This window comes from Parabacteroides timonensis (assembly GCF_900128505.1).
Taxonomy (GTDB): Bacteria; Bacteroidota; Bacteroidia; order Bacteroidales; family Tannerellaceae; genus Parabacteroides; species Parabacteroides timonensis.
This window is the reverse complement of the sequence record NZ_LT669941.1, coordinates 3,855,076-3,880,131: the sequence shown is the minus strand read 5'-3', so window position 1 is coordinate 3,880,131 and position 25,056 is coordinate 3,855,076. Positions and strand designations below refer to the sequence as shown.

Below are 25,056 nucleotides of genomic sequence, written 5' to 3'. Positions count from 1 at the left end.
ACTCTTAGAAATGTATTGTTTACATTTTTAACTTAATGCAAAGATAAGTGATCTTATTTTCTATAAGTATGGGTAAATCGTGCAATCACAGGGCACAAATCTTGCAATGAACGATCTGTGTATCTTAATTACGGATTTTCTTCGTATGTTTGAATTGGAATAGAAAACGAATGCCATGAGAATCCGATTTTTACTTTATCTTCTACTATTTCCTGTCCTTTTGTCGGCACAACCTTATGCAGTCAGACAACTAGGTATCGGAAAAGGATTATCCAACAACTATGTGGTCAGTATAGCCCAGGACAAAGAAGGCTTTTTGTGGTTTGCCACGGAAGAAGGCCTGAATAAGTTCGACGGGACACGCTTCATCACTTATTATAAAAACGAGACGGAAGACGGGTACGGCATTACGGGGAATGAACTGAACCACCTGCTCGACGACCCGGAAGATTCTGTCCTGTGGATAGGAACGCAGCGAACCGGGTTGAATGCCTACGATTATGCGAATGATACTTTTACCATCTACCGGCATAGCGATACGATCCCGGAAAGTCTTATTACGGACGACGTAACCCATATCGCCGCTGCATCCGACGGTAATCTCTGGATTGCGACTTATTGGAAAGGTATCGATTACCTGGATAAGGCAACCGGTCATTTCACCCATTATAATAAAGAAACCGTACCGGAGCTGGTCAGTGATAACATCTGGTCGGTAGTCGACGGAGGAAACGGGAAATTATATATCGGGCATGTGCACCATGGCTTCAGTATCTTTTCCGTTAGGGAGAAGAGGGTAAAGAACTTTATGCACGATCCAGCCGACTCGAACAGCTTGCCGGGTAATGAAGTGCGGTGTGTCTACAAGGATTCGAATAATAATATCTGGGTCGGAACCAACAGAGGCATAGCCTTGTATAACCCGGAGTCGGAGAACTTTATCCCTTTTAATTCGGATAAGAACCTTATGCATTATGTCTATGATATCCGGCAACTCGACGGGAATAAGTTATGGATTGCCATGGAGTTTGGCGGAATTGCCGTTATGGATTTGACGCAACGCCTGTTCCAGTTGCCCGAACAATCCCGGTTTCATTATATCCGCGAAGGGGACGACGGTTATAGTTTGTCTAATTCGAGTGTGAGGTGTATCTTTCAGGATTCGTTTAAAAACGTATGGACAGGTGTATGGGGAGGCGGTATCAATTTCCTGAGTTACGAATCGCCGCAGTTCGGAGGCTATTACTATTCGGCAGACCAGAGTTCTGTGAGTCGCCTGAATAATAAAACGGCTAGCAGCGTTTGTGTGGACGGTCAGGGTAAGTTGTGGATCGGAACCGATGGCGGTGGAATCAATGTCTTTGATAAAGGAACGCGGGTAGCCCTTTACCAGGAAGAAACCAACGATACGTTCGGTAATTCCGTATTGGCAGCTCTGCGTGATTCAGAAGGTAATCTGTGGTTCGGAATGTTTAATAGCGGAGTAAACTATTATGATACGAAGGCAAAGGCTTTCCGTCGCAACATACTTCCTGAAATAGCCAAAGAGGATGTGCGTGCTTTCTATGAGGACGACAGCCGCATGTTATGGATCGGTACCAGTAACGGCTTTTATAAGGTCGATCTTGCCGATAAAAAGATAGAGGGACACTATTCCTTTGAAAACAATCTGATAAGAAGCCTCTTGAAAGACTCCCGCGGACGTTTGTGGGTCGGTTCCTTTGGCGGTGGACTGGGAGTAAGCGATGGCGATTTGCAAAGCTTCAAAGCATTCAGTATAGAAAATCTCTTTCCTTCCAATACGATCAATGCCATTTACGAAGATAGCCGGCAGAACGTCTGGGTCGGAACGGGGGAGGGCCTGGTCTGTTTCTCTCCGTCATCCGGTTGGGATTATAAGGTTTACCGCCGGGAAGAAGGGTTGATGAATACGCATATACGTGCCATAACGGAAGATAACATGGGTAATATCTGGTTGAGTACCAACAAAGGTATCAGTTGCCTCCTGAAAGATCAGGCCGTCTTCTATAACTACGACCATTGGGACGACGTGCCGATGGGTAACTTTATGAGCGGGAGTGTGGCGAAAGATCAGAACGGGGAGATCTATTTCGGTTCTATCAACGGATTATGCCATTTCAACCCGGCATTGGTGTTGGAGAAACGGGAAGCTCCGGCAGCCGTTATTACGGAAATGAAAATATTCGGTCCGCTGGGAAACACCGGCAGCAGCGAGCAGGAAGTTCCTATCGACGGGCAATCGAAGGTGAAACTGAGCTATATGCAGAACAGTTTCAATATCACTTTCAATATACGGAATTACGCATTAGTCAATCAGGTTGAATATGCCTATATGTTGAAAGGGCTCGAAGATGCCTGGTATACCGTCACCGATCCCAATAACGTGACTTTTCGTAATATACCTCCCGGCGATTATCGTTTCCTGGTCAAAACACGTATAAGGAACCAGGAATGGTCGGAAGATATCACGGGGTTGGATATATGTATTACTCCTCCGTTGGCTCTTACCTGGTGGGCGAAAACTTTTTATGTCTTCCTGGCACTTCTCACTTTGCTGCTGATCTCTTATGCCTATAAGCGGAAGGTGGAAATGGAGTCTTTGTATAACCTGGAAAAAAAGAAACACGAACAGGAACAGGAGCTGAACAACGAACGTCTTCGTTTCTATACGAACATCACCCACGAACTCCGGACACCGCTTACCCTGATATTAGGGCCACTGGAAGATTTGTTGAAGCGTAACACGCTCTCTTCCGGCGATTCGCAAAAAATATCCGTGATCCACCAGAGTGCGATCCGACTGTTGAACCTGATCAACCAGATACTTGAATTTCGGAAGACGGAGACGCAGAACAAGAAGCTCTGTGTCAGCCGCGGGAATATAGCTGCCCTGATTTATGAGATCGGGCTGAAATACAAGGAACTGAACCGGAAACCTGGCATAGAGTTCCATATCGAGTTGGAGAAGGAGGATATGCCCCTGTTCTTCGATAAGGAGGTGATCACGATCGTCCTCGACAACCTGATCTCGAATGCGATCAAATATACGGATAAAGGTGTTATCACCCTGAGTCTTTACAATGTCATGCGCGACGGGCTTGCCAAGACCGAAATAAAGGTGAGCGATACCGGTTACGGTATCAGTGCGGAAGCTCTTCCGCACATATTTGATCGTTATTATCAGGAAGGAAGCGGACACCAGGCTTCGGGGACAGGTATCGGCCTGGCATTGGTAAAGAATCTGGTTTTGCTGCATGAAGGCGATATCCGGGTAGAAAGCGCGTTGAATGTAGGAAGTATTTTCTACATCAGCTTATTGACCGATAACACATATCCGCATGTTCTTCATACCGATTCGAATGAAAAGGAGGAAACGAAAGAGGAAGAGATACAGGAGGTTCTTCCCGAACCTTCGGGTAGCGGAAAGCGTATTTTATTGGTCGTAGAGGACAATCAGGATATATGCGATTATATTGTCGATTCATTCTCTGATACTTTCGACGTTAAAACGGCGGAGAACGGAGAAAAAGGGTTGGAACAGGCATTCCACTACATACCGGATATTATCGTCAGCGATATTATGATGCCGGTGATGAACGGGATGGATATGTGTAAAACGTTGAAGGAGGATCTCCGTACCAGCCATATCCCTGTCGTTTTGCTGACAGCAAAAGATTCGTTGCAGGATAAAGAGGAAGGATACCTGATAGGTGCCGATTCGTACCTGACGAAACCGTTTAGTGCTACATTGCTCCATAGTCGTATTCAGAACCTGCTCGATACTCGTAAAAAGCTGGCCGAACGGTTTAGTTCAACCTCTGGCGTCGGTGATAAACGCGCTATTATCGAAGAGTCGCTGAACAAGCTGGATAATGAGTTCCTGGAGAAGATCAATCAGCTGGTCGAGGAGCGCATGTCGTCTGAAAAGATCGATATAGGTTATCTGGCTGATAAGATGTGCATGAGCCACTCTACGCTTTACCGGAAGATGAAAGCACTAACGGGACTTTCTACCAACGAATATATCCGCAAGGTGAAGATGCAATATGCCGAACGTTTATTGCTTGAAGGGAAATATAATGTTTCTGAGGTCGCCTTTATGGTCGGTTTCAACAGCATTGTTTATTTCCGTCAGTGCTTTAAAGAAGAATTCGATGTACTGCCTTCTGAATATCTGAGGCGAATGAAGCAGGAATAAAAAAGAAGGCTCCGCCTCATGCCGCAGGCTTTCTTTTGCCGTTTGCTTCAGCAAACGGATATATAAATGCTCCGGCTTTGCCGGATTCCTCTGTGGGTTTTAACCCCTTTGACATATAATGGTAGTCCCTGCTTTAAAGGGGCTTAAGCCCACAAAGGAAGAGGCTTTGCCTCCTGTCTTTTATATCCGTCTGCTGAAGCAGACGGCAAAATAGAGCCTGCGGCATGGGGGGCTTTGCCCTATAAAAGATAATGAGACAAATAGGCTCAAAACTGACAAAAAGCGAAGCAAACTGTAACGTCCAAACAGTCATTTCGTGTTTTTTTCAAAATGATTTATAATAGCATAATAATGTTTCAAAATGATGCATAAAAGAGTATATATGTAACGTGTATATCCTTCAAAAGATATCTTCCAGAGGAGTGTTTGTTACAATAATTAACAAAAAGTTTTCTTCTTATGTCGGTCTCAGTTCAGTTACATGAAAATTTTATCTCGTTTAAAACGAGTTTTTTTTCGTTTTAAACGAGATGGCAGTTTATTTTAACCGGAATTTAGTGTGAATATAAGTTAAATAGGTATTCCTGAAGAGATTTTTTTACCCATAATCTTATGTTTTTGAATAGTTTATTTCTCTATAATGATCTGAAAACAGTGCATATCCGAAGTGTCATTATTTTGAATAATTGTCTTTTCTTTGAGATAAAAGATGCCGATGTTTTATTCTAGTCTTTTGTGATGATATGATATATTCATAATTGAGATCAATCTGATATTGCTGAACCTTTCGACATTTATATAAAAAGAGACCTCTCTGTATAAAGTCTTATACAGCGCCTTCTGCGACCACTTGATATAGCATTTTGATATTCTGAAAGTCCGGATATACGCTGTTCAGCAATATACCCGGACAAAAGTGAGGGAAGGGGACGGTTATTTCAATTCAAATGCCACTTTGCTGCGGATGTCGGTTGCCGATGCACCGATCAGTGTCTCGAACTGTCCCGGTTCGGCAACCCATTCGTGCTTACCGTCGTCAAAGAAACTCAGTGCATCCGTACCGATGGTGAAAGATACCTGTTTTACTTCTCCCGGCTGTAGGTAAACCTTTTGGAAACTTTTCAGTTCCTTGACGGGGCGGGGGAGGGATGATTTCTTGTCGCTGATATAAAGCTGTACGACTTCCGCGCCTTCGCGGTCACCTGTATTTTTTACGGTCAGGGTGAACGTGATAGGTTCGTCTTTTGCAATCGCTTTCTTATCGGCTGTTACTTTTCCGTATTCGAATGTTGTGTAACTCAGGCCATGGCCGAAGCTGAAAAGCGGCCGGGTTTTCTGTTTGTCCGCCCAACGGTAGCCGACGAAGATACTTTCGTTGTACTTCTCGTCTACCAGGTTGCTGCCGTCGTTTCTGGGAGTACCCGGATATTCACCCAACTGGTGTGCACCTACATCCTGTAAAGAGACAGGGAAAGTGAACGGCAGCTTACCGGATGGATTTACATCTCCCAACAATACCGAAGCAATAGCATTCCCCGCTTCCGAGCCCAGATACCACGCCTGTACGATGGCCGGAACTTCTTTCACCCATGGCATGGCGATGGCATTCCCGGAAATATTAACCATGATCAGGTTTTTGTTTGCCTGAGCCAGGGCAGCTATTACCTGATCCTGTCCGTAAGATAAACCCAATTCTTTGCGGTCTGCATCCTCACAGTCCTGGTGAGCACTCTTGTTCAGACCGCCGATAAAGATCACATAGTCGGCTTCTTTGGCTACGGCTACGGCTTCGGCTATTAATTCCTCCGGCGAACGGTTGTCTTCCAGATCCTGTCCGGACTTTACTCCATTGTATTCACCACTCGGATCGCCTACATAACCACGTGCATAAACGACTTCGGCTTTGTCGCCCACTCGCTTGCGGATGCCATCCAGCGGAGAGAGTTCGTATTTCACTTTCAGGGAAGAAGAACCACCGCCTACGGTCATCATCTTGACGGCATTTTCACCGATAACGGCTATTTTCTTTGCGCGGCTCAGGTCGATAGGGAGCACATTATTCTTGTTCTGCAATAAGACGATACCTTCTTCACCGATTTGGCGGGCTGCGGCAAAATGTGCATCCGAGCAAAGTGAGCCGTAAGGACGGTTTCTATCCATATTCGTGCGATAAGCCAAGCGAAGGATACGTCTAACCTTATCATCCAGTTCTTTCGTGCCGACTTTACCTTCCCGGATCAATTGAAGATAGGGGTCTGCCAGGTAGTAATTATCGTAAGCGTTACTTGCCCCGTTGGATAATCCGTTGGTCCAGCTTCCGAACTCCATATCGAGCCCGTTGGTTATGGCTTGTTGTGTATTATGAACGCCTCCCCAGTCGGAAACGACAACGCCGTCGAAACTCCATTCGCCTTTCAGGATATCGTTCAGCAGATACTGGTTATGGCAACCGTGCTGGTCTTTGTAAAGATTGTAAGAACCCATGATTGCCCAAGCTTTCCCTTCCTGGACAGCGGCTTTGAAAGCGGGTAGATAGATTTCATACAGGGCACGGTCGTCTACAATGACGTTGGTTGTGTGGCGGTTTACTTCCTGGTTATTCAGTGCATAATGTTTTACACAAGCTGCCACACCATTCTGTTGAACGCCCTGTACATAGGGAACTACTATTTTTCCGGCCAGATAAGGGTCTTCACCCATATATTCGAAGTTACGTCCGTTCAATGGTGAGCGATAGATGTTTACGCCGGGGCCCAGCAGCACCGTTTTGTTACGGTAGCGGGCTTCTTCGCCGATACTCTTACCGTACAATAAAGCTATTTTCGGATTCCAGGTAGCAGCCAGGCAGGTCAGTGCCGGGAAAGCTACGCAAGAGTCGTTGGTCCATCCGGCTTGCTCCCATTCATCCCATAATACTTCGGGACGGATACCATGAGGGCCATCGGTCATCCAAAATTCAGGAATACCCAGACGAGCCACTCCCGGCGAACAAAACTTGGATTGCGCGTGTGTCAATGCCACTTTCTCTTCGAGTGTCAGGCGCGATAAGGCGTCTTCCACACGTTCTTCTATCGGTTTATTGTTATCCAGATAAACCGGAATGCTTTGTTGTGCCTGGACAAATGCAGGAAACAACAACAGGGAGCAAGCAATATACTTAATCAGTTTCATGTCGTTTTATTGTGCTTTTAAACTTAGTGAGCGGATATATTCTTTCTGAATGGTACAGTTTTGTAACCGGCTGTTCTCTATAAATTCCATCAGAGCCGCTTTAGCCTCTTCCTGATCCGGACGAGCTTCGCGTATCTCCTGATAAGTACTCCGGGGAGCTTCCGAGAAAGCAACGATACGGTCCCAATTCTCAGGAGTTTTAATACCGACGAAAGAGGACTCATCGATCTTTTTATAAGGCCAGAAGGTCCAGCCGATATTGTTTTCCTGCATGACGTGGCAGAAAGCATTTTGCCAGGCTGTCGTGTTATGTCCGATCTCTCCCATGTACATGGGTAAGTTCACGCGGTCGCGGAAGTCGATGATCTCCTGGATAGCGGCTTTTGTCGCTTCTCCGCCGTAACGGTGGCAGGTGTACATGATCTTATCGTCGAAGGTGGAATCGGTGAACGGTCGGAAATTGCCGTTCCACTGGGCACCGCCCAGCAAGATGATATGGTTGGTATCCACTTCACGGATAGCGGCTGTAACCCGTTTGTATAACGGCTCCAATTTGCCGTTTAGTTCTTCCATATTACTGAAATAGGGGGCGATAGGCTCGTTAATCAATTCGTAACCCAGGATTACGGGCTCATTCTTATAATACGTTGCGATCTTCTTCCAGATGTCGCAGAACTGTTGCTGGCTGGCTTCGCTTTCAAAGAGCCAGGGATAACCGTAGCTGTCGTCGATGTTATCGCCAGTCTGTCCGCCTGGTGCATCGTGCATGTCGAGGATCAGGTATAACCCGGTCTCCCGGCACCAGTTGACCACACTGTCTATGCGGGCGAAGCCATCCTGGTTGGAAGTCAATCCCATATAATCCTCGTCGGTGAAGAGTTTGTAATGGAAAGGGATACGGATGGTATTGGCACCTGTCCCAGCGATGAACTGCACGTCGTCGCGGGTGATATAATTGTCTTTGAATGACTTCCAGAACTCAGCGGTAAAGTCGGGACCGACCATTTCACACAGCATTTGGTTGATACGTCCCGGTGAGTTCGTTTTGCTGAAGCCGAACATATAACCTTCGGGATTCAGCCAGTTGCCGAGACTGGTTCCCCGGATGAAGAACTTTTGCCCTTTGGGGGTGACCAGGTCGGTTCCGGAGATACGCATAAATGCTTCCGGGGGCATATCGGTCGTGTCTGTATCCGTTATTGCGGCGTCCTGCCGGCATCCGGTAAAGGATACCAGCAGAAGCAGGATCATTAAATATAGATTCTTTTTCATATCTGTTATTCTACTGTGAATGTTGTTTGTAATCCTTCTGCACTGTTGGGGCCGACCCAGAGATTGAACTCGCCTGGCTCTACTACTTTCTGCATATCTATGTTCCAGAATGCCAGTTCTTCGGCTGGGAGAGAAAAGGTGACGGTTTTCTTCTCACCCTGCTTCAGGGAAACGCGTTGGAAACCTTTCAATTCTTTGACCGGACGGGTAACAGAGCCGAAGATGTCCTGTACGTACAATTGTACTACTTCTGTTCCGTCGTATTTACCGGTATTGGTCAGGTCGAAACTGATTTCCAGTGTTCCGTTGGCAGCCAACTTATCGGTGGTCAGTTGCAGGTTGTCGTATCCGAATGTGGTGTACGACAATCCGTAACCGAAGGGGAACAGGGGATCGAAGCCGGCATCCATATAGAAAGAGGTACAGCCCAGCGAAGTCTGTCCGGCTTCCAGCGGAATAGCATCGATCAACGTTTCCTGGCGGGAAGCAGGGCGTCCTGTGTTGTTATGGGCATAGTAAACGGGTATTTGTCCTACCATCTTCGGGAAGGTAACCGGCGTTTTACCGCTCGGTGCCACTTTTCCGAAAAGCAGGTCGGCAATAGCCGGGCCACCCATCGTTCCCGGGTGGAAAGCGTAGAGAACGGCATTCGACTGGTTTACTTCCTGCTTGATCGTCAATGGACGGCCTGCCATGATAACGGTTACGAGGGGTTTCCCTGTCTTTGTCAGGGCGGCAATCAGTTCGCTTTGCGCTCCCTGCAGGTGTAAGTCTGCTAAAGAATGGGCTTCACCCGAGAGGATAGACTCTTCCCCGACGCATACCAGTACGGCGTCCGCACGTGCGGCGGCCCTTACGGCTTTGGAGATATTGCTTGTGTTCTTGTCGCGGCTGTAACCTAATCCGGGTTCGTAGATAAACTGTACCTTGTCGCCATACATCTCTTTCAAGGCTGCCAGTACGGTTTGAGTATGTATTTTTTCTCCATCGAATACCCAGGTTCCCATCTGGTCGTGAGGAGCATCCGCCAACGGACCTACGACCGCAATGGTACGGATCTTATCGGTGAAAGGTAAGGTCTCCCGGTCGTTCTTTAACAGGATAACCGATTGCTCTGCTGCTTCTTTGGCTTTGGCGAGGTGTTCAGGTGCATATTTTACATGTTGGTCTGTGTTTACATAAGGATTATCGAACAGTCCCAGACGGAACTTAAGACGAAGGATGTTGCGTACCGCATTGTTGATAGCCGCTTCCGATATCTTCCCTTCTTTTACAAGTTCTTCCAGGTGGCGGATAAAGGTACCGCTGACCATTTCCATATCGATGCCGGCATTAACCGATTTCAAGGCAGCTTCTTTTTCGTCTTTACAGAAGCCGTGGGAGATCATTTCGGCTGTCGAAGCCCAGTCGGTAACGACCATGCCATCGTATTTCCATTCATCGCGCAGTACATCTTTCAGGATAAAGGTATTTCCTGTCGAAGGAATACCGTCATTATCGTTGAAAGACGTCATAAAGGTGGCACATCCGGCTTTCGCTGCCGCTTCGAACGGAGGAAAATAGACGTTACGCATCTGGCGTTCGGGAATGAATGTCGAATTATAATCGCGTCCCCCTTCTGCTGCTCCGTAGCCGATAAAGTGTTTGGCACAGGCTGCGATGGAGGTCGGATCGTTTAGGGAATCGCCTTGAAACCCTTTTACCATGGCTACACCCATGACGGAGCTTAGATACGGATCTTCGCCGCAACTCTCGGCGATTCGTCCCCAGCGGGGATCGCGTGAGATATCGATCATCGGGGCAAACGTCCAACGGATACCGTCGGCAGATGCTTCGATAGCGGCTACGCGGGCACCGTCCTGCACGATCTGAGGATTGAAAGTAGCGGCTTGTCCCAGGGGTATTGGGAATATTGTTTTATATCCGTGAATGACATCACGCGATATCAACAGGGGGATACCCAGCCGGGATTCTTCCACCGCTACTTTCTGTATCTCATTGACTTTTCCAGGGTCCGTCACATTCAGTAACGAACCGATCTCTCCTTTGCGAACCTGTCCTGCAATTTCATCCATGCTGCCAAACGGGCTCAACTGGTTCATCTGACCGATTTTTTCGGATAAGGTCATTTTGCCGAGTAGTTCTTCCACTTGTCTTTCGACAAGTGAATCTTTACCGCTCCCGGAAGGCTGACTGCATGCCATCAGGGTAAGAGCCAGCAGGCCGGTGTAGAATATCGTTGATCTTACTGTTTTCATGGTTGTTATATGATTGTTGTAAAGGGCGGATAAACGCCGCCCCTACATGGTAACTGTTAATACGGATTCTGAACGATAGTCCCTTTTGCCGCTTCGATTTCACTCTGCGGGATCGGGAGGTATTTCTTGTTGATAGTCCATTGAACGCGTTCGGGGATACCGTCTTTCACGTATGAGCCACCTTTTTTATCCAGTACTTTTCCGCCTTTGGCTTTCAATACCTCTTCGGCTTTACCGAAACGAATCAGGTCGAAGTAACGTTTTCCTTCACCTACAAATTCACGGCGGCGTTCCTGCAGAAGATTATCGAGGCTTGCATCGACCGGAGCAACCCCTGCACGTTCGCGAACCTGGGTCAGGTAGCCTTTAGCTGCACCTGTATCTCCTGTACGTGTTGCCAGTTCGGCGGCATTCAGCAATGTCTCTGCATAGCGATAGATACGGAGATTGTTGTCCCAGTTCAGGTCGGGATCACCTACACAACCGGCATTACCTCCGATGCGTCCCAGATATTTGCGTAGGAACAGGCCTGTGTTCTGGTAACGGCCTCCGTAAGTAACAGTTATACCTTTAGCTGCATTGTCGGCTATGTATTTATCCATATTCAGGATACCGGTGTCGCGACGTTTGTCGTTGGCTTCATAAGTATCATAAGCCTCTTTGGCAACGGCTTCAAATCCCCAGCCGCCAACATAATCCGGACTGCCGCTCAGGCCGTCGATACCGATCATGGCAGGGACTACGGTGCCTCCGGTAAAGTTGGCGTCATCCCAGGTTCTCTTGCCACCTTTGGCTATGTAATTGATGTCGAAGATCGTCTCGTTATTCCATTCGAACTCTGTTTCCCAGAGATTTTCGAACGGTTGCAGGGAGTATTCGCCTGAAGAAATGATATCCTTCATATATGCCAGAGCTTTTGCATATTTGGATTCATCCTGTTGGTACATCACATATTCTGCATATAGCATGGAGGCCATCGCCTGTGTGACACGACCGGCCCACTCGGCCGGTTGTTTCATCGGAAGCACTTTGCTGTCGAGCACTTCGGCCAGGTCTGCTTCCACCAGGTCATACACTTCTTTCGCCGTTTTCTGTTCTGCGATATACGGGAAAGTAAGGTTCACATCATAGTAAGGAACATTGCCCCATAACTTCCACAGGACGGAATAATACCAGGCACGCAGTACGCGGGCTTCGGCGGTCAGCTTTTTCTTATCTGCGTCTGCCATTTCGATTGCTTCGACATTTGCAATCACAAGATTCGAACGGTTGATACCCGAATAGCTGGTCGTCCATGCGCCACCGATTGTTTTGATGGGGTCTGACTGGTATTGGGAGATCAGATGGATCTCACCCTGGTCGCTGGTACTTCCGCCGCCTACATATACATCATCGCTCATGCAGTCGTATACCAGGCTTAAAGGTGCCCATCCTGAGAAGTAGTCATACCATTGAAGTGGATCGTAAGCAGCGGTAACTGCTTCCATGATACGACTTTCCGAGTTGTAATACCCGTCAATGGGCACACTGCTGGAAGGCTCTACGGATAAGAAATCGTCTCCGCATGAAGTTGCTCCGAATATTGCCAGAGCTGCACAAGAAGCTATAATTATCTTTTTCATGTTGTTTTGTCTTTATTAATGTTAGAAATTAAGGTTTAAACCAACTGTAAACGTACGAGCCTGCGGATAGATACCTCTGTCGATACCTGAAGAGGCATCGTAGGAAATTTCAGGATCGAATCCTTTGTAACCGGTCAGCGTGAGCAGGTTTTCGGCTGCTACATATACACGAAGACTAGAGATGAATACTTTGGACGTCAATGTCTTCGGCAATGTATAACCCAATTGGATGTTTTTCAGGCGCATGTATGAACCATTCTTAACGTAGAGGTCTGAAACACGGTAGTTATCATTGTTGTTGGCCCAGGTGAAGCGGGGAACTGTATTTGAAGTCCCTTCACCGTGCCAGCGATCCATCATGTCGGCAGAAAGGTTTACATATCTCAGGTCGAGACGGCGGGTGGCATCGAATATATCGTTGCCGATAGAACCGGCGATCAGCATGCTGAAATCGATATCTCTCCACGAAGCCTGGAAGTTAAGGCCGTATGTCCAGTCAGGAGTACCTTTGCCGATCTTTGTCCGGTCGGTATCGCTGATCTTTCCATCTTCGTTTACATCGATAAAGATAACATCACCGGGTTCGGCGTTAGGCTGAAGCTTTTCTCCCTTATTGTTTACGTAAGCATCGATCTGTGCCTGATTCTGGAAAATACCGGCTGTCTTGTAACCGTAGAAGTAGGGATAAACTTCCCCGTTCTCTGCGCGGCTGACATTACCCAGCTGGTGAACGTTATCCATCATTTCAAAACCATCCGAGTTGCCCAGGTTGATCAGTTTGTTTTTCAGGTAACTGATATTACCACCGATCCGGAAGTTCCAGTCGCCTGAACCGAACTTATATCCCAGATCCACTTCAACACCTGAGTTTTCCATCTTACCTACGTTACCCCAAGGCTTAGATTCTCCCAGATAAGAAGGGATACTCATTTCTTTTAGCATGCCGTTTGTTTTCTTTTTGAAATAATCGACATTCAGTGTCAGTGAATTATTAAAGAATCCAAAGTCGAGGCCGGCATCGTATTGTTCCGATTCTTCCCATCTCAGGTCGGCATTAGGAGTACCCGACGGCTTGCTACCCATAATGATCTGCTGGCCTGCGCCGCCACCGAATACATAGTTATTGCCGGTTGCAACATTGGCTGTATAGCGGAAAGCTCCGATATTTTCATTACCATTCTTACCCCATGACAGGCGCAGTTTGGTACTGGTCAGCCATTCCGGACGTTTTTCCATAAAGGATTCGTTCGTGATGTTCCACCCCAAAGAGACGGAAGGGAATGTTGCCCATTTGTTGTTGGGCCCGAAGTTGGAAGATCCGTCGCGGCGTACGGTCATCTGTAACATATAACGTTCGTTGTAGTTGTAGCTGATACGGCCGAAATAGGAAGCCAGTGTGGAAGGGTCGAACATGCCGCCGTATACATCGCGTTTGCCGTCGGAGGCCAGTCCGGATGTGAAATCGAGGTTGGCTTTGTCTTCCAGTTCCGCAATCATATCGTATGCACTACCGCCTATCTTACGACCGGTATATTTCTTGGCTGATTGCCCTAATACGACTGCAAACGAATGAGATCCGAATGTCTTGTCATAGGTCAGGATATTTTCGAGCTGCCACGTACAGCCCCGGTTCATTTCCGACCATACTTTCGATTTGTCGTTGTGGCTGTTCACTGCCAGGTAATACGCCTTGCTCCATCCGTCTTTTCCCCAGAAGGCCAGGTCGGCGCCATAAGAGGTCTTAAACTTCAGATTATCCCACAAAGTTAGCTCAGCGAAGAAGTTGGCCACGAATTTATCCGAGTTGTTTACTTCTCCCGGCAGGGAAAGATATCCCAGCGGATTACTGATCTCATTGAAGTCTTTGCCCGGAATAGTTACCAAACGACCGTTCTTTTTGTCTCTGACCAGGTCGCCGTATTGCTTAATCTCGTCGGCATATTGTTTGTACAAAGCCTCTTCGTCATCGGCATATACTCCCATCAGAGGGGAAAGGAACATAGCATTACCCAACGCGGAACCAGTTAATGAGTTTGCTTCAATACCTGAGTTCTTAATGCGGGAATAAGCTGCATTTACCCCGACAACCATTTTGTTTAACCAATTGCGTTTTTTGCTTTCGTCGAACATAGTATAGGTAGAATTGGAGCGTAAGGTCAAACGTTTGTAGTTTGAGCGGTCGTAATCGCCACCGACAATACCTTCCTGGTTGTAATAACCCAGGGATAGGAAATAATTGATTTTTTCTGTGGCGCCGCTTACACTTACCTGATGGTTCTGCACCGGGGCATCATAGTTGAAAGTTTCCTTCTGCCAGTTTGTTCCCGTACCGTACTGGGCAGGATTTTCGTACATATTGCCTTCGCCTGCATAGTTACTGGCTTCGTTCATCAAGGTGGCATACTGTGTGCCGTTCAGCAATTCACGTTCTTTCCAGGGGCGTTGCCATCCGTAAGAAAAGTCGTAAGTCACTTTTACTTTACCTTCTTTTCCGCTCTTGGTTGTTACCAGAACAACGCCATTGGCAGCACGTGCACCGTAAACAGCTCCTGAAGCTGCATCTTTCAGTACTTCGATAGAAGCAATGTCATTCGGGTTCAGATAGTCAATACCGCCGTCGATGGCCATACCGTCAATAATATAAAGGGGGTCGGAATTGTTGATGGTACCGATACCACGTATGCGGATTTTGGCTTCTGATCCCGGCTGACCATTGGTTGTGGTTACTTGCACACCCGATGCCAAACCTTTCAGCGCATTATCCACACGAACGGGAGCTGTTGTACTCAGGTCGTCGGCAGAAACCCGGGCAATGGAGGCGGTAACCACACTCTTCTTTTGAACGCCATAACCGATAACGACTACTTCGTCCAGAGCCTGGTTATCTTCTTTCAGAATAATTGATAAAGGATTATTATCCGAAGCCTTCACCGATTGAGCTAAATAACCTATAAAAGAGATTTCGATGATGGAGCCTTGCTCTACATCAGGAATTGAGAACATACCATCCAGATCCGTTATTGTTCCGGTCGTGGTTCCTTTTATCGCCACATTTGCGCCGGTAACAGGCTCACCCTGGGTGTCTTTCACTTGTCCGTTTACCGTAAGTTTCTGGGCAAACAAGAATGTAGGGAATAGTAACAGGCATAATAAAGGAATGATTCTTTTATAAAGCCGCTTTTTTACTAAAATGCTTTTCATAAGATAAATACATTTTTAAAGTTAACATACTAATCATTTTACTTTTATTGTACTTGCAAAAGTAAAGTGTGGTTTGTGGGTCTCAATAGTCAGGTAAATAGGAGAAGTAAACTGGCATATTTGTTATATGGCTGATATGCAGTTGTATATATGTTATAAATAAATGAAAAAAGTAAGTTGTTATATAAGGTCAAGGAGGCTTTTAACTCCACTTTAGCGCTCTATTTTTCCCAAAGATTTTACGATTTCCGCAAAATGTTCTTTAGGAACGACTGCTTTACTGCGTGTTTTCAATCGGTTGTTGTAGACTGTTTGGGCGGAGCAATGGAGGAATTCGGCTATTTTTACACTGTCGCTGATTCCCAAACGAACCAGGGCATAGATACGGAGCTCGGTATTTAGCAGTTCCCCTTCTTTGGGCATGATTTGTTTATCCGGTTCGAGTAATGCATTGAAATCGGAAACAAAGTCCGGATAGATGTGTAGGAAAATAGCATCGAAATTGCGATAAAATTCTTTTAGTTCATTAGCGGCCATTGAAGAGGTATCCGTCATCTTTTTCACTTCGTCTATCATACCGGTTTTGACCTTCCGGTTTATATTTTTCCTGTATTCATCGAGTTTACTGATATAGTTTGAACATATGTTGAATACATAACCGATGTATTCTTCTTTGACATAGTTTGATTCCGTTAAATTATTGTTCGCTTCCAATAATTGTCCGTTCAATGATTGGAGTTGGTTATTCACTTCAGCCAGTTGTCCATGAGCCTGTTCGAGTTCTTCGACATGTTTATTCAGGCTCTGATTGGCTTTGTTCAGTTTCTTTCGTGACTCTTTCAGCCGCTTCATTTGTAATCCAATGAAGAATACGGCGGCAAGCAGAATCAATAGTAACATGCTTACGATGAACAGATACTGGCGTAAATCAGCTTCTTGCTTTTTATTTCTTTGTTCATAGGTTTTATGGATAGCGTCCAAGGCAGATGAAATACCGATCATACGTATCCTGTTTTTGTATAGCTGTGCACATCCAAGACAATAGTTAAGATACGAATAGGCGCGGTCTGTGGCTCCCCTTTCATAGAGGGTTTTTCCAAGTTCTTCCAGTGAAGCGATATCGTGGTTGGCCGACCGGATATCAGCCATGGCTGATAAAATGAGGTAACGAAGATATTCCTCTTCGTTACCTTCGTCTCTATTCATTATTGCTAAAATATATGCATTCATGGCCTCCTTTCTGGAATCGAAAGATGCAGAAGCCAACGATAACCCCAACTGTTCTTTTACTTCTTCGGCCATAGGAGTTCCGTTATACTGCCATCCTTTGTACCATAAATAATAGGGATGATTATCCGGTATACTGGAAAAAATGGAATCCCGGTATATCTTTTCCTGGGCATAATAAAGTATGCTTTGTTGGGAGTCTTCCCCGGAATATTGACCGTAATGCGAATAGAGATACATCATCTGTCCGTAATAATCCGTTTTGGCATAAGATGACAGATTATCGATATTTATTTCATTCAAGGCATCTAGTGCTTCTTTCAGGAATCCGGTGGCCGATAATATAAAAGATTGTTCGATATTCCATTGTGCAACCCATTGCGGATTATTCAGTTTCCGGGCGATATCCAGGTTTTTGTGTATATAACTCAATGCCGAATCACTGTCGTATACCATAAATTCTTCATAGAATAGTTTATTCATCCAGTATTGTTCTTCATCCGTCTGAACTTTCTGTTCCATTTTTCTTAGTTCTTCAATTCGTTTTTCTTTAGCAACGACAAAAGTCTCCTTTTTTGCGAGGAGTGAGTCAAGGCTTTGTAGCATTTTTTCGATGTTATCGGATACTGATTGCCCGTCGGCATATCCTGAACAAACGAATGAAGGAATGATAAATAATAGTATTATCCTGATATACATTGTTGTCTGATTTAAGGTTTACGGGTCAAAGATAAAAAAAGAGGATGAATCTCACCCTCTTTTTTATTCAGAATTAGTCAGTAATAGTTATCATTAAATATTCTCTTGATCTGTTCGTAGCAATTTGAGATCTAAAATATCGCCAGTAATATTTTTAAGTCGAGCTGCGATCTTGATCGTTATATTATTTTTTCCTTTGGTTAACTCCTCCGGGATTGGGATAAACTCAGAAAAGTAGGAGGTTACCAGATTCATATCTGCCTTATTGCGAGTAAAGGTTTTGATTATTCGACCATCCACCAGTACGTCAAAAGTAAATTCATCCTGATCATTTGCACGAAACGCAAAATAAAGGGATTGTTTTTCATTCGGTAGTGCTCTTAGGTTATACATAAAGTATCCGCCATTGGTTGCTCGTCTCCAGGATGCAGTTGCATCATATTTCTCTGCCATGCTATTTACTGTTTCCATTTTGTGCATTTGTTCGGAATCTTTATCCCCTATATTGACAGCATCAATACTCATGATGCCCAAACTTGTGTTCCGATTATGAAAAGTCGAACCATCTGTTATTGTTTGTTTGTAGTCTTCTATTTTTTCTATATGAAGCATATAAATGGCATAACGGCTGAAGTGAATACGATTAAAAGGAATAAAAGTTATTTCGTTTCCTTGCTTTGGTGAATATCGAAACATTAATTCGTTTCCGGTTATCCGTCTCATATTTTGTTTGATCTCTTCCGTAGAACCAATCAATACTGGAGTATCCGACATAGGGATCATTGTGTTTGCAACAGTTTTACGACTATGCCGGAATTCACTTTTATCAATATTTGTATTGTTGATTTTTGTTCCTAATACAATAGGTCCGTAAGTCACTGAAAAATATCTTTTACTCTCTTTTAGAGGATCGATATTAAGTAAGGGAGTAAAAGAAATGATGATTTCATCTCCATCAGACCATTCACGTGAGATACACAAATACCCTTCTTCAGATATGGCGGATTTAATATTTTTGCCATTTATTTTAAGTGAAAAGTCTCCTTTTCCCGTCCACAACGGTTTCCTGATTTTTAGGTCAAATGTTTTAGGAGCTGAGGTTTGAACAGTCAATATAGACTGGTTTTCATCAGGAAAGCGGGTACATTGTTTTAAGATTATACCTTTTTCTTTCCATTCCACCTGAGAAGCCATAAAAAGATTGACATAAAGAGAATTATTTTTGTGAGCATAGATCATTTTGGCAAACTTTGCAGGTGCTTCAAAGCCTGTTCCTGTGCAACACCAGAACGAATGATATTTTGTTCCGTATATTTTATAATGGCCGGGACGCATGGAGGTATAATAGCAACACATTCCTTCTTCCGGGTCAAAGTTTGCTAGAATATGGTTATAAAGAATTCGTTCATAATAATCTATTCTTTCCGGTTTGGCATCGGTTTGATACAAACTTTCTGTAAGTCTCATCATATTTACGGAATTACAGGATTCCGGACCTCCATATTGTGGAACTTTCTGTTCAAACATTTTTTCTTCAAAGAAATGTTCTCCTGTACTGTTACCGCCATTTACCCAAGTATGTTTTTGTACAACGATGTTCCAGAAAAGGTTAGCAGCATCATAATAGGCTTTATTATCAGTATACTGGTACACTGCGTTAAATCCTGTAAATTTGGGGATTTGTGTATTGGCATGCCAACCGTTCAGAATATCTTTTCCTTCGGAGAGCGGAATCCACATATCTTCATCATTTAATTGTTTAGCCCATTCCAGGTATTTTTTGCTTCCCGTTATGGTGTATACATTGATATAAGATTCGTTGATGGATCCATGTTCGCAAACCAGTAATTTTTGAATATTTTCATGATTTAATTTATTCAGTACTTCATTACCGAACCAATCAGCCATCCTGATCAATATGGGTTTTGCTTCCTGAATTCCGCACAATGTATATATGTTATAGAGTCCCAGCATAATTTTATTCATAATGTACACTGGTTCCCATGTCTCATTTATAAATGGATTGGATGTCCTAAAATCTCCGTCTATAACATCTTCAAATACATGTTTACCGTTGATGGTAGCTAGCAGATAGCCATCACCGTGGGCATCCTGGCATTGTTTCATTTCTTCTACGATATAATTTAACCGGTCAAGGATCTTTTTATCGTTGGTTGCCTGGTACATCATAGACATGGAGGACATGTAAAAGCCAAGAATATGTCCGGCCAAAGGTCCTCCTCCCCACACATTTTCAGACTCCCAGAAAGGATAAGGTTGTGCTTTTGGTGTTAAACCTGCTTCACGGCGAAACCATGATAAGAGCCTGTCTGGTTCCAGTGTTAAAAGATATTCATGGTCCAAATCCTGAATGTGTTTGAACTGACCGTCTGTGATTCTAACGGCACTTAATGGGAAAAGGTCTATTTTGTTTTCCTGTAATGGTTTTACCATTTCTTGGGAGAACAGAGGTTGTATACTTGATAATAGACAGATTGTAAATAGAAATATCTTTTTCATATGAATAAATTTAATGGATGATTCTAATAGGAGAATATAATAACATATTCTCCTATTTGTAAATACTTATTGTAAATAAGCTGGATTCTGTGTTAGCTTCAGGTTTGAAGTAAGAACTGTTTCTGGAATTGGAAATACAGTTTTATAATCTCCGGCAGGTTTATGGGATAACCAACTCTTTTTTGTGAATAACCCAAAACGGATCATATCCCGTCTTCTCTGGGCTTCCCAGGCAAATTCCCACCCTAATTCATCATATAAACGTCCAAATTGAATAGGGTCTTGGTTTCCTGGGTCTACAATAATGTATTTTTCTACATAACCATATTTGTAAACGGAGTTTTGCCTGAGTTGATCATCGGTAACTATTGCTTTAGACGGAGTGTTCTTAAATGCCCGTTCCCGTACTTGGGTCACTAATGCTCCGGCTCCGGGTTGATTAGTACGTAAAAGGCATTCTGCTTTCATCAATAGTATTTGTGCATACCGGAAGAACGGAAAATCAGTATCGGAGCTTGTCGGTGTTTTGGGGGCTACTTCAAACTTATTCATCCGGTATCCTTCAAATTCCTTGACATAACTGCCATCCGGTATATCTTTCCCGATAATGAAAGGTTTGCCAGGCTCATCATATACTCCATAAAGCATATTACCATCTATGTCATATTGTTGCCCGCGTAGCCAGGTATCATCTATTCGACTGTCGTCTACGTCATATGTATCAATAAATTGGGTAACTCCCATTACTGTTCCACTACCCCAGGGAGTTACTTCTAGATCGAATTTCTTTTTCAATTCACTTTGCCAGGAGCGCATATGCATATCGTTTCCTCCGGCAAGTGTTTTATCGAAAGGAATAGCGAAGATGACTTCTTTGGAGGTTTCTACTCCTGATGATTTGAACGAATCTTTATAATTAGAGGATAATTCACATTTTCCACTGTTGATAATGTCGTCACATTGGGTAATACATTCCTTCCAGCGATTTTCTCCTGTATACACTTCGGCATTCAGATAAACATTTGCTAAAAGAGCTTTGGCTGCCCATTTTGTCATGCGCCCGTACATGTCGGTTCCTTGCTCTTCACTTAATTTAGGAGTTACTTCAAGTAATTCATTGACTACAAAGTCATAAATTTCCTTGCGACTGCTTTTTTCGGGTAACTCACTAGAAATATTTGTAACTAATGGAGCATCTCCGAAGTTGTCACAAATTAACCAATAATAAAAAGCTCGTACCGCTCTTAATTCCATGAGTCCGTTTTCTTTTTGTTCGGGGGATACAGTCGGGATTTTACCACTTTCTATCTGTTCTATCGCATTGTTTGCTAGTAGTGCACCTCGATACATCCAGTTCCAGATATCTGCAACATTACTTTGCTCCGAATTCCAGTTATGATAATGAAAGCGCATATACTGTCCTCCATCATACCAGCCGGTAGCAGTCGGAGGAGAAACGATCGCATCGGCACTTACTTCCTGGGCAGTCCAGAAACCGGTATGACTGAAAACGTTTCTCATAGGAGGATAGACACAAGCAATGACTGAGTTGAAATCCTGCTCCGAATAATTATAGCTTTGCTCGGTAACGGAGGAGAACACATTCTCTTTTAAGTCATTACAACTCAGTATTGAGCCGATCAAAAGAATAGAAAAGACTATTCCTGTTATTTTGTGATATGTTTTCATCTTTTTTTGATTTAAAATTTGAATGATACACCGAAAGTATATGTTCGTGCTGAAGGATATCTATATCGGTTATCAACACCAGGAGACATTCCGCTGATGGGTGTTTCTGGATCGATACCATTGTATCCTGTAATAACGGCCAGATTGGATATGGAACCGAAAAAGCGGATGTTGTTCAGCCAATTCACTTTAGTATTATAGGTATAACCTAAAGTGAGATTGTCTATTTTCCAGTAGTTTCCGTTTTCGATGTAATAACTTACGTAAGCCAAAGCCTGGTCGAAGGCAAGAGGTTTTTTTCCATAAACAGGTTCGAATGCTTTTTCCATGGCATTCCAGCCCGCAGTGAACATGGCAGGGGAAGCGTGAAATGCTTCTGCTGTATTCCATATTTGGAATCCGAATGCTCCACGCATCGTAATACCCAAGTCAAAGTTCTTGTATCTGAATGTATTATTCCAATTCAGGTAATGTTTGGGTAAGCCGTTTCCAATTACTTTTTTGTCTGACGACTGAGCTTCAACAATTGGTTTGGGATTGCCATCTTTATCTTCAATGATCCAATGTCCGTTGTCGTCGATATCGATAGTCTTGTATCCCCAGAAATTTCCAAAGGGTTGTCCTTCTTCTATTCTATGGGTCGGCTGTTGGATAGGTGAGCCTGTCCAACCTTCATCTCTATATGTGCCCGCTGTGAACTTATCGTCAGAGAATGAGAGCATTTTATTAGAATTGGTTGAATAGTTTATGTTTGTGATCCACTGAAAATCACTGCTTTTGATAGGGGTGGCCTGTAGTGATACTTCTATCCCACTGTTACGCATGGAGCCTCCATTAGCCGTGATTGTTGAGAAAATATAAGGAGGAGAGGGTACATTATAATTCCAAATTAAATCTTTGGTATTTCTTCGGTAGAAGTCTATACTACCGGTTAGGCGTTCATCGAAGAAGCCCAGATCCAATCCGATGTTTATTTCCTCTTTTTTCTCCCATCGCAGATCGGGATTTGTATTGGAATCTGGTCGTATGGCTTTGATCCAGGAATTCCCGAAATAGGTGTAATCTCCAAAGCTTAATACATTGAGTGACATATACGGATTGCCGGGTTCTGTACCTGTAATACCGAAGCCTGCACGTAATTTTAAGGAGGAAAGGAAGTCCATACTGCGTAAGAAATTTTCATCCTTGATATTCCAAGCAACAGAGACTGCAGGGAATGTGCCCCATTTATAGTTGTCTCCGAATTTGGAAGATCCTTCTCTTCTGACGCTGGCTGATAATATGTACTTTCCTTTATAGCTGTAATTAAAACGGCCGAAATAACCAACCAACATATTTTCGCTTTTATAAGAATTTTCATTTGCACGTCCGTCACGTAAAGCTTGTCCCGATTGCATAGAATTATAAGTATAGTCATCTGATGGGAAATCCCAGTTCTGCATATAAAAATCTTCGTATCCGCTTTTCATCCAGCTATAGCCAGCTAATAGAGTCAGATAGTGATCTTTAAACAGTGTTTTATTGTATTGGGCAGTCAATTCGGATAAGTTATCATATGTATACTGGGTACCTCGTGATGCGTATCCGTTTTTCCCATATTTTGTAGTGGAAGAATGTTTTTTTGTTTCATAATACCCGCGTATCTGATTGAATCTGTTACTGGATGCTGTATATTTGATATCTAATCCTTCTATAGGTGTCAGTACTAGATTGGCGAACATTCTCAGATTGGTTTCTTTATTTTCACCATCAGCTTCCCACAAAAGAGCTAGCGGATTTAAATAGTCGTTGATGGATCTTTCTTTCCAATTTCCGTTCTCGTCTTTGATGGGGTCGGTTGGATTGAATTGGATGGCACCTGCATATACATCTGTTTTATATCCACCGCCATCAGAACCATCAAAATACTTTTTGAGCGAACCATTCATTCCTGCATTAATTTTTAGCTTATCATTAAACATTCTGTGAACTATTTCTATGCGAGGATAAATAATTTGATTGTCTGAACGCTTGATAATTCCTTCAAGACTCCTGTATTCAAAACTTGCCGTATAGTTGGTTGTCCGACTGCCACCTCTTAGACTTATATTATATACTTGTGAGATAGGAGTCTGTGTGATTTCATCCAACCAATCTACATTACCTCCATAATCAATGGCCCCTTGTAATCCTTGCTTTGCTTTTTCCCTATATTGGGCGGCTGTCATCATAGGTAACTTTCGAACAATCTGCTGAACAGAAAGGTAAGCGTTTACATCGACAGTCGTAGGCATTTCTCCTTTTACGCTTTTTGTTGTGACAATAATTACTCCATTGGTTCCGCGTGTTCCGTAAATAGCTGCTGCCGATCCGTCTTTTAGTACGTCTATTTGCGCTATTTCATCAGGTGATACTGTATTCAGTGATCCCGGAATTCCATCGATAAGAACCAGTGGACTGGTGCTGGATAGAAGTGTGGTAATTCCACGCAAAGATAATTCGGAAGAAGAAAGAGGATTTGCATCTGGGCTTACAATTGATAAACCGGCAACTTGTCCCCGAATCATCTGTGCGGCATCGGGAGAAGGTACTTTTATAAAATTATCTGATTTTACACTTGAAATAGCACTAGCTACTTCCCCCTTTTTTTGTGTACCATAACCGATTACAACAACTTCATTCAATGACTTTATATCTTCTTGCATGATGATGCGAAGACTTTTCTTGTCTTTTATCATGATTTCTTGTGGTGTGTAACCTACATAGCTGATCATCAGTTTATTGCCAATTTCAGCTTGTAAGGAAAATCTTCCGTCTGCATCTGTAATTGTTCCTCGTGTAGTTCCTTTCAACATTATTGTAACTCCGACTAGCTGTTCTCCTTTCCCATCAGTTACAACTCCGGTTATCAATTCTTGTTGGGTAATAGAAGCCTTGTTTTGGGTAAGAATAATGTGATTACCTTCCAGTTTATAAGCGATCGAAGTACCAGCCAGTAATGTAGTTAATACTTCGGAAACTGGTCTATTGTTCACTTGGATACTTTTATGGCTTTTCACATTCACTCCATCTTTATAGATAAACAGATAATCTGTCTGGGATTCTATTTCATTCAATATGACCTCCAGCTGAACATTGTTGCGGTTAATTGTTACAACAGCATTCTGGGAGTACCCGTTTTTCGCCATTAGGCTGAAAA

General features: G+C 43.9%; 10 protein-coding genes. 1 reads left to right on the top strand and 9 read right to left on the bottom strand.

Annotated elements, in window-relative coordinates; translation table 11 throughout:
• The first annotated feature begins 175 nt into the window (after positions 1 to 175).
• The gene (locus BQ7394_RS23200) at positions 176 to 4,219 is read left to right on the top strand and encodes a hybrid sensor histidine kinase/response regulator transcription factor (protein ID WP_075559560.1); all 4,044 of its coding nucleotides are present in this window, start codon (positions 176 to 178) and stop codon (positions 4,217 to 4,219) included.
• Between the two features lie 933 nt (positions 4,220 to 5,152).
• Here the strand turns inward: BQ7394_RS23200 and BQ7394_RS23190 are convergent.
• The 9 genes from BQ7394_RS23190 to BQ7394_RS23150 all read right to left on the bottom strand — a co-directional run bounded on the left by BQ7394_RS23190 (position 5,153) and on the right by BQ7394_RS23150 (position 25,045).
• Positions 5,153 to 7,390 carry a glycoside hydrolase family 3 C-terminal domain-containing protein gene (locus BQ7394_RS23190; RefSeq protein WP_075559558.1) on the bottom strand — a complete coding sequence of 746 codons (2,238 nt, stop codon included), beginning with the start codon at positions 7,388 to 7,390 and terminating at the stop codon, positions 5,153 to 5,155.
• A 6-nt stretch (positions 7,391 to 7,396) separates the two neighbouring features.
• Complete coding sequence (locus tag BQ7394_RS23185; protein WP_075559557.1) at positions 7,397 to 8,662, bottom strand: glycoside hydrolase family 5 protein; 1,266 nt, start codon at positions 8,660 to 8,662, stop codon at positions 7,397 to 7,399.
• 5 nt (positions 8,663 to 8,667) lie between these two features.
• Entirely contained in the window at positions 8,668 to 10,920 is a 2,253-nt protein-coding gene (gene bglX, locus BQ7394_RS23180) for a beta-glucosidase BglX (protein WP_075559556.1), read from the bottom strand.
• A gap of 56 nt (positions 10,921 to 10,976) precedes the next feature.
• Entirely contained in the window at positions 10,977 to 12,542 is a 1,566-nt protein-coding gene (locus BQ7394_RS23175; protein WP_075559555.1) for a RagB/SusD family nutrient uptake outer membrane protein, read from the bottom strand.
• Between the two features lie 21 nt (positions 12,543 to 12,563).
• Positions 12,564 to 15,743: a SusC/RagA family TonB-linked outer membrane protein gene (locus tag BQ7394_RS23170; protein ID WP_075559554.1), complete on the bottom strand. Its 3,180-nt coding sequence runs from the start codon at positions 15,741 to 15,743 to the stop codon at positions 12,564 to 12,566.
• Between the two features lie 213 nt (positions 15,744 to 15,956).
• Positions 15,957 to 17,669: a DUF6377 domain-containing protein gene (locus tag BQ7394_RS23165; RefSeq protein ID WP_075559553.1), complete on the bottom strand. Its 1,713-nt coding sequence runs from the start codon at positions 17,667 to 17,669 to the stop codon at positions 15,957 to 15,959.
• A 93-nt stretch (positions 17,670 to 17,762) separates the two neighbouring features.
• Positions 17,763 to 20,189 carry a glycoside hydrolase family 127 protein gene (locus tag BQ7394_RS23160; protein ID WP_075559552.1) on the bottom strand — a complete coding sequence of 809 codons (2,427 nt, stop codon included), beginning with the start codon at positions 20,187 to 20,189 and terminating at the stop codon, positions 17,763 to 17,765.
• Between the two features lie 66 nt (positions 20,190 to 20,255).
• Complete coding sequence (locus tag BQ7394_RS23155) at positions 20,256 to 21,878, bottom strand: RagB/SusD family nutrient uptake outer membrane protein (RefSeq protein ID WP_075559551.1); 1,623 nt, start codon at positions 21,876 to 21,878, stop codon at positions 20,256 to 20,258.
• Positions 21,879 to 21,889: 11 nt separating this feature from the next.
• On the bottom strand, positions 21,890 to 25,045 hold the full coding sequence (locus BQ7394_RS23150) for a SusC/RagA family TonB-linked outer membrane protein (protein ID WP_235848807.1): 3,156 nt from the start codon (positions 25,043 to 25,045) through the stop codon (positions 21,890 to 21,892).
• Between the last annotated feature and the right edge of the window lie 11 nt (positions 25,046 to 25,056).

Bases quoted from the DNA above. Each gene is read 5' to 3' on its own strand.
- BQ7394_RS23200 (WP_075559560.1), top strand. From the start codon at position 176: ATGAGAATCCGATTTTTACTTTATCTTCTACTATTTCCTGTCCTTTTG.
- BQ7394_RS23190 (WP_075559558.1), bottom strand. From the start codon at position 7,390: ATGAAACTGATTAAGTATATTGCTTGCTCCCTGTTGTTGTTTCCTGCA.
- BQ7394_RS23185 (WP_075559557.1), bottom strand. From the start codon at position 8,662: ATGAAAAAGAATCTATATTTAATGATCCTGCTTCTGCTGGTATCCTTT.
- bglX (WP_075559556.1), bottom strand. From the start codon at position 10,920: ATGAAAACAGTAAGATCAACGATATTCTACACCGGCCTGCTGGCTCTT.
- BQ7394_RS23175 (WP_075559555.1), bottom strand. From the start codon at position 12,542: ATGAAAAAGATAATTATAGCTTCTTGTGCAGCTCTGGCAATATTCGGA.
- BQ7394_RS23170 (WP_075559554.1), bottom strand. From the start codon at position 15,743: ATGAAAAGCATTTTAGTAAAAAAGCGGCTTTATAAAAGAATCATTCCT.
- BQ7394_RS23165 (WP_075559553.1), bottom strand. From the start codon at position 17,669: ATGTATATCAGGATAATACTATTATTTATCATTCCTTCATTCGTTTGT.
- BQ7394_RS23160 (WP_075559552.1), bottom strand. From the start codon at position 20,189: ATGAAAAAGATATTTCTATTTACAATCTGTCTATTATCAAGTATACAA.
- BQ7394_RS23155 (WP_075559551.1), bottom strand. From the start codon at position 21,878: ATGAAAACATATCACAAAATAACAGGAATAGTCTTTTCTATTCTTTTG.
- BQ7394_RS23150 (WP_235848807.1), bottom strand. From the start codon at position 25,045: ATGGCGAAAAACGGGTACTCCCAGAATGCTGTTGTAACAATTAACCGC.